The organism is Marinobacter sp. (genome assembly GCF_034669625.1).
Lineage (GTDB): Bacteria > Pseudomonadota > Gammaproteobacteria > Pseudomonadales > Oleiphilaceae > Marinobacter.
On record NZ_JAXMOY010000002.1, the window covers coordinates 161,501 to 174,714 of the forward strand.

Annotated in this window: 13 protein-coding genes; 6 read left to right on the top strand and 7 right to left on the bottom strand. The window is 55.5% G+C overall.

All coding sequences use genetic code 11. The features are described 5' to 3' along the window. Nucleotides 1-15 precede the first annotated feature (15 nt). The 4 genes from pyrR to VOI14_RS02745 all read left to right on the top strand — a co-directional run bounded on the left by pyrR (nt 16) and on the right by VOI14_RS02745 (nt 4,086). Nucleotides 16-525 (top strand): bifunctional pyr operon transcriptional regulator/uracil phosphoribosyltransferase PyrR, encoded by a 510-nt coding sequence (gene pyrR, locus VOI14_RS02730; RefSeq protein WP_323750495.1) that lies wholly within the window; start codon nt 16-18, stop codon nt 523-525. Nucleotides 526-552: 27 nt separating this feature from the next. Beyond that, nucleotides 553-1,572: an aspartate carbamoyltransferase catalytic subunit gene (locus VOI14_RS02735; RefSeq protein WP_323750496.1), complete on the top strand. Its 1,020-nt coding sequence runs from the start codon at nt 553-555 to the stop codon at nt 1,570-1,572. Continuing rightward, entirely contained in the window at nt 1,569-2,861 is a 1,293-nt protein-coding gene (locus VOI14_RS02740; protein ID WP_323750497.1) for a dihydroorotase, read from the top strand. The genes VOI14_RS02735 and VOI14_RS02740 overlap by 4 nt, the downstream gene beginning before the upstream one ends. 205 nt (nt 2,862-3,066) lie before the next feature. After that, the gene (locus VOI14_RS02745; protein ID WP_323750498.1) at nt 3,067-4,086 is read left to right on the top strand and encodes a putative solute-binding protein; all 1,020 of its coding nucleotides are present in this window, start codon (nt 3,067-3,069) and stop codon (nt 4,084-4,086) included. A 43-nt stretch (nt 4,087-4,129) separates the two neighbouring features. Here VOI14_RS02745 and VOI14_RS02750 read toward each other — a convergent pair whose 3' ends face one another. Beyond that, on the bottom strand, nt 4,130-4,402 hold the full coding sequence (locus tag VOI14_RS02750; RefSeq protein ID WP_323750499.1) for an HU family DNA-binding protein: 273 nt from the start codon (nt 4,400-4,402) through the stop codon (nt 4,130-4,132). A 149-nt stretch (nt 4,403-4,551) separates the two neighbouring features. Here VOI14_RS02750 and VOI14_RS02755 point away from each other — a divergent pair, with 149 nt between their 5' ends. Together VOI14_RS02755 and VOI14_RS02760 are read left to right on the top strand one after the other, a co-directional pair. Then, nucleotides 4,552-5,604 (top strand): hypothetical protein, encoded by a 1,053-nt coding sequence (locus VOI14_RS02755; RefSeq protein WP_323750500.1) that lies wholly within the window; start codon nt 4,552-4,554, stop codon nt 5,602-5,604. A gap of 27 nt (nt 5,605-5,631) precedes the next feature. Further along, on the top strand, nt 5,632-7,698 hold the full coding sequence (locus tag VOI14_RS02760; protein ID WP_323750501.1) for a TRAP transporter large permease subunit: 2,067 nt from the start codon (nt 5,632-5,634) through the stop codon (nt 7,696-7,698). A gap of 130 nt (nt 7,699-7,828) precedes the next feature. Here VOI14_RS02760 and VOI14_RS02765 read toward each other — a convergent pair whose 3' ends face one another. The 6 genes from VOI14_RS02765 to mutM form a co-directional block, all read right to left on the bottom strand. Continuing rightward, on the bottom strand, nt 7,829-9,364 hold the full coding sequence (locus tag VOI14_RS02765; protein ID WP_323750502.1) for a phosphoenolpyruvate carboxykinase: 1,536 nt from the start codon (nt 9,362-9,364) through the stop codon (nt 7,829-7,831). Between the two features lie 173 nt (nt 9,365-9,537). Beyond that, on the bottom strand, nt 9,538-10,392 hold the full coding sequence (hslO, locus tag VOI14_RS02770) for an Hsp33 family molecular chaperone HslO (RefSeq protein WP_323750503.1): 855 nt from the start codon (nt 10,390-10,392) through the stop codon (nt 9,538-9,540). Nucleotides 10,393-10,489: 97 nt separating this feature from the next. Further along, complete coding sequence (gene hslR, locus VOI14_RS02775) at nt 10,490-10,897, bottom strand: ribosome-associated heat shock protein Hsp15 (protein ID WP_323750504.1); 408 nt, start codon at nt 10,895-10,897, stop codon at nt 10,490-10,492. Between the two features lie 56 nt (nt 10,898-10,953). After that, complete coding sequence (yrfG, locus tag VOI14_RS02780; protein ID WP_323750505.1) at nt 10,954-11,640, bottom strand: GMP/IMP nucleotidase; 687 nt, start codon at nt 11,638-11,640, stop codon at nt 10,954-10,956. 84 nt (nt 11,641-11,724) lie between these two features. Continuing rightward, nucleotides 11,725-12,057 carry a hypothetical protein gene (locus VOI14_RS02785; protein ID WP_323750506.1) on the bottom strand — a complete coding sequence of 111 codons (333 nt, stop codon included), beginning with the start codon at nt 12,055-12,057 and terminating at the stop codon, nt 11,725-11,727. Nucleotides 12,058-12,249: 192 nt separating this feature from the next. Beyond that, nucleotides 12,250-13,062 (bottom strand): bifunctional DNA-formamidopyrimidine glycosylase/DNA-(apurinic or apyrimidinic site) lyase, encoded by an 813-nt coding sequence (mutM, locus tag VOI14_RS02790; RefSeq protein WP_323750507.1) that lies wholly within the window; start codon nt 13,060-13,062, stop codon nt 12,250-12,252. Nucleotides 13,063-13,214: the final 152 nt, after the last annotated feature.

Here is a 13,214-nt window from a genome sequence, read left to right on the forward strand (position 1 = left end):
ATTAACGAGGCTTTAATGACCGCATTGCTTGATATCAACCAGCTGCTTGATGAGCTGGAAACGGGTTTGCGTAATGTTCTGGAGCGTCGGGGCATCGATAATCCGGCGCTGATTGGTATTCGTACCGGCGGTGTTTGGGTTGCTGACATTCTGAACAAGCGTCTGGGTCTGCAACAAGACTTTGGCGAGCTGGATATCTCGTTCTATCGTGACGATTTCAGCCGCATTGGGCTAAACCCAACAGTGACGCCCTCCAGTCTGGATTTCGACACCGAAGGTCGGGACATCATTCTGGTGGACGATGTCATCATGAGTGGCCGAACTATTCGTGCTGCCATGAACGAGATCTTCGATTATGGACGTCCTGCCAGTATCATACTGGCCACCTTGATTGATTTGGGTGCCAGAGAGTTGCCGATCCAGCCGGATGTAGTCGGTAAAGTACTTGAACTGGAAACCTATCAGAGAGTAAAGCTGCGCGGCCCCGAGCCGTTGCACATTGAATTCCAGGAAACCGGGCAGTAAAACCTTCCCATTGATAACAGGCGAGCCATGACCGCGATTGACCCTTCCCCGAACCACTTGCAGCTGACCCGGGGTGGTCAGTTGCGACATTTTCTTACCCTTGATGGCTTGAACCGCGAACTGCTCACCGACATTCTCGATACGGCTGATTCTTTCATCGAGGTGGGCGAACGCAGTATCAAGAAAGTGCCCCTGCTGAGGGGACGCACTGTCGTGAATCTGTTCTTTGAATCCAGTACCCGCACCCGCAGCACTTTCGAACTGGCGGCCAAACGGCTGTCGGCAGACGTGCTTAACCTGGACATTTCCACGTCCGCTACGTCCAAAGGTGAATCGCTTTCCGACACCCTGTTGAATCTGGAGGCGATGGCCAGTGACATGTTCGTGGTCCGGCATTCCCAGAGTGGCGCCCCTCATTTCATCGCTGAAAGTGTGACCCCCGGGGTGGCGATCATCAATGCAGGCGATGGCCGTCATGCGCACCCGACTCAAGCCATGCTTGATATGCTGACCATTCGCCAGCACAAGGGCGCGTTTGCAGGCCTGAAGGTGGCCATTGTCGGCGACATTCTGCATTCCCGGGTGGCCCGCTCGCAGATTCGTGCGTTGAATGAACTTGGCGCGGAAGAAGTGCGTGTGATCGCGCCTGGAACCTTGTTGCCGAGAGATGTGGAAGACCTGGGGTGCACGGTGGAATATGACATGGTCCGAGGCATGAAAGATCTGGATGTGGTGATCATGTTGCGACTGCAGAAAGAGCGTATGGAAGGTGCTTTGCTGCCCAGTGAACGTGAATTCTATCGATTGTACGGGCTCAATCAGGACAAACTGGCTCTGGCCAAGCCAGATTGCATTGTCATGCACCCGGGCCCGATCAACCGGGGCGTAGAGATTGAATCGGCGGTGGCGGATGGCCCTCAATCGGTGATTCTGAATCAGGTTACCAATGGTATCGCTATTCGAATGGCTGTGATGTCCATGGCGATGGGCGGACAGATGGCTGAGCGCCAGCAAAAACAGATGGAAAGAGAAGGGGGCCGGGCATGAAGGTGGGTCAGCAGTACCAAATTCTGAAGATCACCGGCGGCTCTCTGTTCGACGGTACAGAAACGGATAATCCGGGGCTGTTGATTCAGGATGGCAAAATCGTCGCCATCGGCGCAGAAGCCCTGAGTGCCGATGCCGATCAGCAATTCGATGCCAGCGGTTGTGTCATTGCCCCGGGCTTCGTCGACCTTTGCTGCAATCTCCGGGAGCCAGGCAACGGTCAGAAAGGCAACATTGCATCAGAAACGCTGGCCGCAGCCCATGGCGGATTCACCACGGTCTGTGCGTCTCCGGAAACCTCGCCGGTGAACGACTCCAGCGCAGTGACTCACCTGATTCGTGATGGTGCAACATCCCGGGGTTCTGTTCAGGTGTTGCCGGTTGGAGCGATTACTCGAGGCTTGGCAGGCGAGCTACTGAGTGATTTGGCGGGTTTGAAAAACGCGGGTTGTGTTGCCGTCAGCAACGGCTCCCGTGGCATCAAAAACGCACGAATTTTGCGCCGGTGTATGGCTTATGCCCACACCGTTGGTATGACGGTTATGTTCAGTCCGGAAAATCAGGCGTTAGCTGCCGATGGATACGCCCACGATGGCCAGGTGACCACTCGCCTCGGTTTGCTGGGGATACCGGAGGTGGCGGAAACAGCGGCGGTTATGGAAATGCTGTTGTTGGCGGAAGAAACGGGTGTAAAGCTGCATTTGAGTCAGCTGTCCAGTGGCCGCAGTGTCGAGATGCTGGCGGATGCCCGGAAGCGGGGTATTCAGGTCACAGCTGATGTGGCTATGCATCAGCTGTGTTTCACCGAAGAGGCGCTGGCGGGCTTTGACAGCCGCTTCCATGTTCGCCCCCCACTGCGTTCTGAAATTGATCGCAAAGCGCTGGTGGCGGGTGTGCAAGCGGGTGTGATTGACGCCATCGTCAGTCAGCACCAGCCTCATGATACCGCCGCCAAACAAGCGCCGCTGCCAGCAACTGAGCCGGGTTTGTCCAGTATCGAGAGTGTGCTTTCGCTGGGTCTGGGGCTGGTCAGAAATGGTGAGCTGAGCCGCGAACGCTTGCTGTCTGCGCTGACGGTCGGGCCGGCGCGAATTGTCGGCCTGTCGGCAAAGTTGGCGGCAGGCGCTAACGCGGATCTTTGTATTTTTAATCCAACCGCTCAGTGGATGCCTTCTGCGCAGACACTGGTGTCCACCGGTAAGCATGCTCCGCTAACCGGATGCGAGCTTGACGGTAAGGTCGAGCTGACCCTGGTGGCCGGTCGTCCGGTTTGGGCGGGCGCACACTGAGTCACGGCTTCCGATTCGACAGGGGTGGCACTGCCTCTGTCGAATCCATCACAAAACGTGACTAATAATCTTAAAAGACCTTGCTGACAGTCACCTAAGCCAACGTATCCTAGATACCTTCGTTCTACTATAACCGAACTAAGCGAATGAGCTGCCGGCCGAAAACCGGCGCCTGCTTCGAACAATAATAATCAGGAGTCTCCCCGTGAAATCCGTCCGATTTTCTCGTCGCATGGCCATGGCTGCCGTTTTGTGCGCCGGTTTTACCCTCCCTCTACAAGCGCAGACACACGCAGATATTATCGAACGATCTTTTTGTGTATTTGATCCGGTGGGTGCCAACGGTCCGTTATTTTCGATTACCAAAGAATTTCAGCCCGTGGCCCTCCAGCGTGGGATCAAGCTGAATCTTCGTGCGTATACCGACGAGAAAGTAGCGGCCGAAGATTTCAAGGCCGGTCAATGTGACGCGGTGCTGTTAACGGGCACCCGAGCCAGAGAATTCAACAAATTCACCGGGACGCTTGAGGCCATGGGCGCAATTCCGGGAGAGCGGGAAATGCGTTTGCTGTTCAATACATTGAGCCAGCCCAAGGCGCGTCCGTTCCTGATTGACGGTCCGTATGAAGTGGCAGGGGTATTTCCCGGTGGCGCAGTGTACCTGCATGCCCGTGACCGGACTCTGGATACCGTGGAAAAACTGCAGGGCAAGCGTATTGCCACATTGGACTACGATACCGCTTCGGTGCGGATGGTTCGGCACGTGGGCGCTTCGGTTGTTGGCTCAAACTCGGCCAATTTTGCCGGTAAGTTCAATAACGGCAGTGTCGACTTTGCCTATGCCCCGGCGGTTGCTTACCAGCCCCTTGAGCTCTACAAGGGCGTTGGCAACGAGGGCGGCGTGTTCAAATACGCTCTGGGTTATATGAACTTTCAGGTGATTATCAACACCGAGCGATTCCCGGAGGATGCGGGTCAAATGGTGCGCGATGAGTCCATCAAGCGTATCGACGAGGCCTACGAAATTATCGCCGAGGCGGAAGCCAGTATTCCCGATGATGTATGGGTGGATCTACCCCGGGAAGATACGGCTGAGTACGACAAGATGCTTCGCCAAGTGCGTATGTCGTTGCTCGAGGACGGTGTATACGACGAGCGCGCGATCAAGTTAATGAAGGCGATACGTTGTCGGGTTGATGGTGCCAGATCGGAATGTGCTTCCTGAGAAAGGGAGAGAGATAGCCCGCTATGAGCGGGCTATCGCCGAATCAGTTTACGGCGTCTTTCAGCGCTTTGCCGGGCTTGAAGCCAACGGTCTTGCTGGCGGCGATCTGGATGGAGGCCCCGGTTTGCGGGTTTCTACCGCTACGAGCTTCCCGTTTGCGAACTGAAAAGGTTCCGAAGCCGATCAGGCTGATGTCGTCACCTCGGGCGGCGGCAGCGGTAATTTGATCGGTTACCGCGTTGATGACTTCGCTGGCCTTGTCGCGGGTCAGACCGGTTTGATCGGCGATAGCTGCGGAAAGTTCAGGTTTGCGCATAAGGTACTCCTGTCTTTTGTTGTGATTGTTATCTTTGTATGAGCTGCAGGCTAGCAGCGTATGCAATCTATAGTGGGTTTGGCGCCAATGTGCAAACACAAACCTCAGTGATCTACGAATACGCATAAGAATAAAAGGGTGTGGGTGATATGACTGTTTTTCGGAAAAAGATTGCTTCAGGTGCGCGGATGAGGGGATTGATGGCCGCCGTTGCCGCCAGCGTAGTGTTAAGCGGCTGCGGTGTGGTCAATCATATGGTTTACAAGACCACGGGTGACGTGATGCAAGGGTTTGCCCGTAACCATACCGTGCCCTATCTGATGCAATCAGACGACCTTGCAATGGGCTGTTCCATGAGTGAAGCCACTTCGCCGTTGTTGATGTCGTTTGGCCGAGTGACTAGTGAGCCAGATCAACTCGCCGTTATGCTTTATCTCGCAGCTGGAAGCTGCGCTGAAGAGCAGGCCATCGGGTATGAGTTGGCAGGCATGGCCAAGATCTATGCGAATGACGGCACCGGCGCTGAAGACGCGTTTATCCAGAAGAAGCGCGCCTACAGCGTAGCGGCAAAGCGCTATTTTAAAGGCTGGCAGCACCATAACGCCCATTACGGCGATCCGGATGACGGCGAGTGTCCGGAGTTTGATGACGAAATGGATGAGTTCATCTACATGGCAGGGCTGTTGTCGGGCATGCAGGCGTTGAGCGGGCAGATTCAGGCTGCTTCGTCCATCGGCGTGCCATTCAATACAGGGTCAGTCGTGGGTCGCGCGAGCCAGTGCCTGGACAACAATCAGTGGTGGGGCGCCCCTATGGGACTGAGAGCGACCGTTTGGGCCATGATTCCCGGCACGCAGCCGCAGGGTGAAGATGCGTTTGAGCGCTTGGCCACGGCGCAAGAGCAGGGTAAGGAAGCCGGGGTACGTCTTGGTCATGTTTTCCACGCTATCGCCGCCACCAACAAAAATGATATCGATCTCGTGAAAGACATCATTCGTGATTTCACCGAGTCAGAAAAAACGGTTGAGGTCAGCGAAGACTGGCGCTTTATCGATGCCATGGCCGCCAATATGTTGGTGACGATCTCCGATAAGCTGTGGATGGAAAACACCGGGCACCGCACTCCGATGGGGCGTTTCGGCTCGTTCTGGGATGATCAGCGGGCGTCTGTTGAAGCCTTGGATCTCGACGATCTGTTGTAAATTCGTCATCTTCGAGAGTGGGTGGTCATGATTCAGGGTCGAATGAGCCGTAGTGGTCTGGAGTGGTTTTCTTCGCTGCCAGCCTGTCTGCTTTTGCTGGCTGTTGTTCTTTTCTCCACCAGCAGTGATATCCATAACCAGATGCTCCGAGGCGGGGAGCAGATGTGGAGTGGCTACTACAAGCTGCGGATGGATCCGGTAAAGCCGCAATGCGAGGCCGTCCAGGATGTGGATGCGGCGGTGGCGAAAGAGATGGCTAAGGCACCGCCGGCTGATGACCCCATGGCAGCGTTGCTTGGCGATTTTGAGAAGGATCCAGCAGAAGTGCGGCTGGCGATAGCGCGCTCAATCGCCGATTGCCGTGCCGCTCATGCGAGTTACGCCGAACTGAAAGACACATTAACCCCGGGCGTGAAGGCGTACCGGACCGTTGAGCTTTTTGTGGCGGACCTGATCGCCTTCGGGCTTGCCGCTCAGCGCTATATTTTGGTTATGTTGGTCATGTTGTGTGCGGTGACCGCCACTCTGACCCGTCACCATATTGCCATGCGTGCGATGGAAACCCGGTTGGATTATACGGTTTCCATGACCCTTCAAACGATCGCCAACGCCATGTTGCTCGGGTCCAGCGTAATCTTCCGGCAGTCTACGCTCGCCAGCAGTACGGCGCTGTCCAGTGAGGAGATGTTGCTCCATAACTTCTGGATTGCCGGTTTTGCCTGTTTAACACTGGCGAGTGTGTATCGCCTTGTCCGTGTGCCTGATGGCCTGGAGCCCGGTGGGAGTCCAAGTAAAGCGTTCATGGCTGTGCCTCTGTATACGGTGATGTGTTTGATCTCCGGTAGCTATTTTGCGCTGATTGGCCACTCGTCCGGCATTGGTATCTATTTAGGCAAGATGGTTGAGTTGGCCGATATGTTCCTGAATGTCGGCCTGTATGTTTGGGTGGGGATGATGCTTAAGCAGACCAGGCTGGCCACTCTGGTGTTCGATGTGTTTCGGCCCTGGCGTATGCCTCCGGAAATGCTGGCGGTGGTTGCGGTCTTGGTTGCGGCGATCCCCACCGCCTATACCGGCGCCTCCGGTATTTTCGTGATTGCGGCCGGTGCCGTGATCTACAGTGAGTTGCGGGCCGCGGGCGCGAGGCGTCATCTGGCGTTGGCAGCAACCGCCATGTCAGGCTCGCTGGGGGTAGTGTTGCGGCCTTGCTTGTTGGTGGTCGTGATTGCCTATCTGAACCGGGAGGTCACTACCGACGAACTGTTTGGTTGGGGTATTTGGGTGTTCGTGCTCACCGCGACGCTGTTCGGCATAGTCGCCACAACCGTTAATCGACAAAGCCAGTTCAATCTTGCTCCAAGTGCGGAGGCCTTCCCGGCAAGCCTTCGGGCGCTGCGGCCTTTGGCTCCCTATGTGTTGGTTATTGTGTCGGTGGTGCTGCTTTACCGCTTTGCGCTGGACGTAAAAATGGATGAATTCTCTGCGCCGCGGTTGCTGCCGGTGATCATGTTGTCGATCCTGCTGTACGAGCACGTGAGTCGCAAGCGGCAGAGGGCTGCGGCATCCGGCGAGAACGGCCATCAGGGGTTGGAGCGAAGCATTCGCAATGCCACTAACGACACCACGGCTGAAATCGGCGCGTTGCTGTTGCTGTTGGGATTATCGGTCAGTATCGGCGGTGTTATTGAGCGGTCCCATATTATGGAGATCTTCCCGCAGGCGTTCGACAGTGCCTGGTCTGCGATGGTGCTCATGGTCGTCATTCTGGTCATTCTGGGCATGATCATGGATGCCTTCGGGGCGGTTATTCTGGTCACCGCAACGGTAGCGACTATCGCCTATTCCAGTGGTATCCATCCCGTTCACTTCTGGATGGTGACATTGGTCGCGTTTGAATTGGGCTACTTAAGCCCGCCGGTTGCTCTAAACCATCTGCTCGCGCGGCAAGTCGTCGGGGAAGCCGAAGTGCTGGCGGCACAGACTGAAGAGGGCACGTTCTATCAGCGTCACGAACGGATCATTATGCCGTTGATCGCCATGGGCATCTCTTTGGTGTTGGTGGCGTTCGTACCTCTGTTGTTCTATGCCAGCTAACCTTTGAATGGCCTGTGAGTGGCGAGGTTTCCGATTTTCCGGAGCCTCGCTAAAGCTGCAATTGAAGGTTCAGCCGAGCATAAAAAAAGCGCCGTGCGAAAGCAGGGCGCTTTTTTTGGCTTGGCAAAACTCAGTCGAGTTTCGGGCCAGCCTCAACGATGGCATCTGCCACGTCGAACTTCGTGAAGTTCTCAACAAACTGACCGATCAGCTCCTGAGCCTTGCCGTCGTAGTACTCCGGGCTGGTCCAGGTGTTGCGTGGGTTCAGTAGCTCGCTGTCTACACCCGGGATGTGCTTGGGCACTTCCAGGTTCAGTGCGTCCAGGTGTTCGGTTTCCACGTCGTCCAGATCGCCGTTCTGAATCGCGGCAATAATGGCGCGGGTGGTCGGGATGCTGAAACGCTTACCTTCACCGAACGGTCCGCCGGTCCAGCCGGTGTTAACCAGGAAGACCTTGCTGCCGAACTCATCGATACGCTTCATCAGCAGTTCGGCGTATACGCCAGCCGGGCGCGGGAAGAACGGTGCGCCGAAGCAGGTCGAGAAGGTGGACTTCAGCTTGGAGGAAGAGCCCATCTCGGTGGAGCCGACCAGTGCAGTGTAGCCACTCAGGAAGTGGTAAGCAGCAGCTTCACGGCTCAGGATAGAGACCGGAGGCAGAACGCCGGTCATATCACAGGTCAAGAAAATGATGTGTGACGGTTCGCCAGCACGGTTTTCCAGAACGCGCTTCTCAACGTGCTCAAGTGGGTAGGCGCAACGAGAGTTTTCGGTCAGGGAAACGTCGGTGTAATCCGGCTCGCGGCTTTCCTGATCGATCATGACGTTCTCGACGATCGCGCCGAAACGGATAGCGTCCCAGATGATCGGCTCGTTCTTCTGGCTCAGGTCGATGCACTTGGCGTAGCAGCCGCCTTCGATGTTGAAGACAGTGCCGGGGCCCCAGCCGTGCTCGTCGTCACCGATCAAGAAGCGGTGAGGATCTGCAGACAGGGTGGTTTTGCCGGTACCAGACAGGCCGAAGAACAGGCAGGTGTCGCCGTTCTCGCTGACGTTAGCCGAGCAGTGCATCGGCAACACGTCTTTCTCTGGGAGCAGGAAGTTCTGCACCGAGAACATGGCTTTTTTCATTTCCCCGGCGTAGCGCATGCCAGCCAGCAGAACTTTGCGCTTGGCAAAGTTGATGATGACACACCCATCAGAGTTGGTGCCGTCACGCTCGGGCACGCACTGGAAGTTCGCTGCGTTGAGGATCTGCCATTCCTGCTTGTCAGCCGGGTTATAGGATTCCGGGCGGATAAACAGGTTACGGCCGAACAGGTTCTGCCAAGCCGTTTCGGTGGTCATCTTCACGGCCAGGTAATGCTCAGGGTCTGAGCCTACATGAACGTTAGAAACGAATTGGTCTTTCTCGGCAATGTAGGCTTCAACGCGATCCCAGAGGGCGTCGAACTTATCAGCGTCAAAGGGACGGTTGATCGGGCCCCAATGAATATCATCAGCTGTGCTGGGCTCCTGAACGATAAAGCGGTCCATCGGAGATCGACCGGTGCGCTCACCGGTGGTGACCACTAGAGAACCGTTCGCTGCTAGTTGGCCTTCGTTCCTTGCCAGTGCTAGCTCGACCAGCCGTGCTGTATTCAGATCAGTATAAGTGTTGCTCACTTCGACCTCGCCCTCGGGATGTCTTAGTGACTGCTCAGTCCGCATTTCCAAAAATTGACGGAAATCTGAACAATCGGATCAATTCAGGCGCGCTATTATGCCAGAGACGCCAGTAAAAAACGACTGCTCCTGAGGCCGCTCCTGGCGCGGCTTCCGGATAATTTAGTCGGTTGTCAGTGTAACGTGTGACCGGTGAAAAGGTGGTCAATATCGTTTCTATCGAAGCGATAGTTAGCGTGGCAGAACTGACAGTCCATTTCGATACTGCCTTGCTCTTCCAAGATGCTGTAACACTCTTCCTTGCCTATCGACTCCAGCGCGCTGAGGGTGCGTTCCCGGGAGCAGCTGCAGCGGAAGGCCACGGGTTCTGCATCAAACAGGCGCACGGTTTCCTCGTTGAACAGACGGTGCAGCAGAGTTTCGCTGTCGAGATTCAACAGCTCTTCAGCCTCAACGGTGCTGGCCAAGTGGTTGACCCGGTTCCACAATTCGTCGTCTTCCTCGGTGTGCCCCGGCAGTCTCTGAAGCAAGAGACCAGCAGCTGAGCCTTCGTTAGCAAAGAGGAACAGACTGGTTGAAAGCTGCTCGGAACGTTCGAAATACTCTTCCAGGCAGCCGGACAGCGTTTCGGCTTCGCGTGGAACGACGCCCTGGTAACGCTGACCTTTGTCCGGCGTGATGGTGATCGCCATGCGGCCTTCGCCCAGTAGTTCGTTCAGAGTGCCGCCGCTCATGGCCTGTTCGTCGAACCTTGCCAGGCCGCGGATGTGGCGGTCATGGCTGCACTCGGCCATCAGCGTGCGCAAAGCGCCTTCGCCCGCTGCTTGCAGAGCGACCGTGCCTTCGAATTTGAGTGTGCTGCTCAACAGTACGCTGGCTACCAGTGTTTCGCCCAGAAGCTGGCGAATAGCGTCGGGATAGGGTGCTTGCTGAGTGATCTCGCTATAGCTGTCACCTAGCTGCACCCAGGCACCCCGAACCTGGCTGTGCTCAAAGATAAAACGCTGAAACTGGTCTCGGGATGCCATGGTGTCTCCTGAAGATATTGGTCAATTGGGTGTCATTGCCCGTTCCGGGCAGAGAATTCTGTGTTGGTATCGGGATGTGAATGTTTGTTGTGGCTTACTACAAATCGTTGTCTTCCCGAAACCGTTGGATCTTGCGGCGGTCTTTTTTGCTGGGCCGGCGCGCGGGCGGCAACTGTGCTGCTTGCATGGTTTTCCGTTGCCAGGCCAGTTCTTCCCGCTTTTTGGTGCTGTCTTCTGTCTCGTGGTACAGCTTTTGCGCTTCTGGCGCACCCCGACGGCGGTCGCTGATGTCGTCGACGACGACGATTTTTTCCTGCCAGCCCTGACGGAGTGTGACTTTGGCCCCCGACTCTACAATTTTCCCCGGTTTGGTTCGCTGGCTGTTGTAGTGAACCTTGCCGCCTTCTATGGCTTCTTTGGCCAGAGAGCGGGTTTTATAGAAACGGGCCGCCCAAAGCCATTTGTCGAGCCGTACTTTTTGATCTTCAGTGCTTGTAGCCTTCATATATCTTTACCTGACGAGCGCTCCGGGCAATCCTCCATCAAATTATAACTGCGTCGTCAGACCGATGGCAGTGTCTGGCGGGACTGCAGAGACGGCAAAATTTCATCGAAGTGGCAAATGCCCGGAATATCAGGGTGATGAGGGTTTGCTGCCTGAGTACTGTCGGGTGAGAGAATGGCCAAGCATTGGCCGATACCAGCTGCCTGCGCGCTCTCCAGCACTGGGAAGCTGTCATCAACCATCAGCGTCCGTTCGCGCTGATACGTGACGCGGTCCGATAGGTCTCGCCAGAAATCCCGGTGTTCTTTTGGCTTGCCCAGTTCATGGCTGGAGACAATCATGTCGACATGCTGATCCAGGCCAGTGCGTTGCAGTTTCAGGGCGAGGGGGTCCGGGTGGCAGTTGGTGACGATTACGGAGTGAAGCCCGGCCTGACGCAGGCTGCTCAGGAAGTTGTGAGCGTGCGGGCGATAGCCGATTCGGTCGCCGACTTCGGCTTTCAGCTGGGTGATGTCCACTGACAGTCGCTCGCTCCAGTAGTCAGTGCAGTACCAATTCAGCGTGCCTCGTTCAGCCATGATCATGCTGGTCAGCCGATCTTTGGTTTGCTGGGGGTTTAGGTCGAACTGTTCTGCATAGCGTTTGGGCAGGTGTTCCAGCCAAAAGTGGGAGTCGAAATGCAGATCCAGCAGCGTTCCATCCATGTCGAGAAACACTGTATCGAGTGTTGACCAATCAACCATAAAAAACAGCCTGAAGAATTTTCTTCAGGCTGCCTTAGATTCCGGTCTCTGGCAAGCCGGAATTATACGGAGAGAGCGGGGTGCTCAGTCGTTAGATTGCGACACCGGCTCTTGCTTACGGCCGCTGCGCGTGCAGCCCAAGCAGCGAACAAACGTTGCTTTGGCTGGGCCAACCACCAGAACTTCGCCTGCTTCGCCGGCATTTCCACCCAAGGCAGAAAACGGCAAAGACACCAGATAAACGGCGGTACCCACGATGGTGGTTGCGAGCAGAGCTGGGCGCAAAAAAACTGCGTCGGTTGTCATCGCGAGGGCTGAAGGGCTTTCGTCGATCGCACGGGCGTGGCCCATGGAAGAAAACGCGAGAAGGCAGGCGGCGACGGTGGCTACCAGTGTGCGTGAAAACTTGCGAATCATGGGTATTCTCTCCTGAACGAATCGCCCGGCGTAGCCGGAACTTCTAACCCGAAATCATTGTGCGCATTATGAAGATGTAAGGGGTAATTATAGCGCACGATCATAAACTCTCTGTTAACTATGAATCATATTGCCGCAATTTCAAACGGTTTCCGGTTAAAAGTAGTGCTGTCTCACGAATTATTCACAAGGTTAACGCTGACACCGCGGGCAGTAGACTGTTGAGCGGTTGTTCATGCGTATTTCTTTTAATGGAGCCTGACATTCTGGGCACGCTTTGCCCGCTCGCCCATAAACCAGCAGGGACTGCGCAAAGTAGCCCGGTTTGCCGTCACTGTTGACGAAATCCCGAAGCGTGGTGCCGCCCATCAAAATGGCAGCACTTAAAGTCTCTTTTATGGCTTCGGACAATTTGTGGTAACGGTCCAGACTGATTCGCCCGGCTTTTCGTTTAGGGTGAATGCCGGCTTTAAAGAGGGCTTCGTTTGCGTATATGTTGCCGACACCGACCACGACATGATTGTCCATAATGAAAGACTTTATCGGGGTTTGTTTGTCTCGGGAGAGCTTAAATAGCAATGCGCCGTTGAATGCTTGAGATAACGGCTCAGGTCCGAGATCCCGGATCAGGGTGTGGGTGCTGCAGTCTTCACTCCAAAGCCAGCAGCCAAATCGGCGGGGGTCGTTAAATCGAAGGATTCGACCATTGCCCAGACATAGTTCGACGTGGTCGTGTTTCATGGCGGGGGTGTCGTCAGTAATGACGCGTAAGCTTCCCGACATACCCAGATGAATGATCACGGAGCCCGTGTCGAGGTGCAGGAACAGGTATTTGGCACGGCGTTCTACGGCGCGAATGGTTTGATTTTGCAGTAGAGCGGGCAGGTCGACAGGGACCGGCCAGCGTAGCTTGCCGTTGCGTATACGCACTTGGGTTATCGTTTGACCTTCGCAGTGGGGAGCAATGCCCTGCCGGGTGGTTTCTACTTCAGGTAATTCGGGCACTGAACCTCCGCGATTCGCCGGTTGCGAAAAAAATAAGTGTAAACGGTAACAAAAAGTCCACCAAACATGGTTGTTCTAGCGTACAGCCGTAAGCTAAAGTGTCTTCGGTAAAACCCCCTTCGAATGCCAGCAAAAGCCTTGTTTGTGCCGAT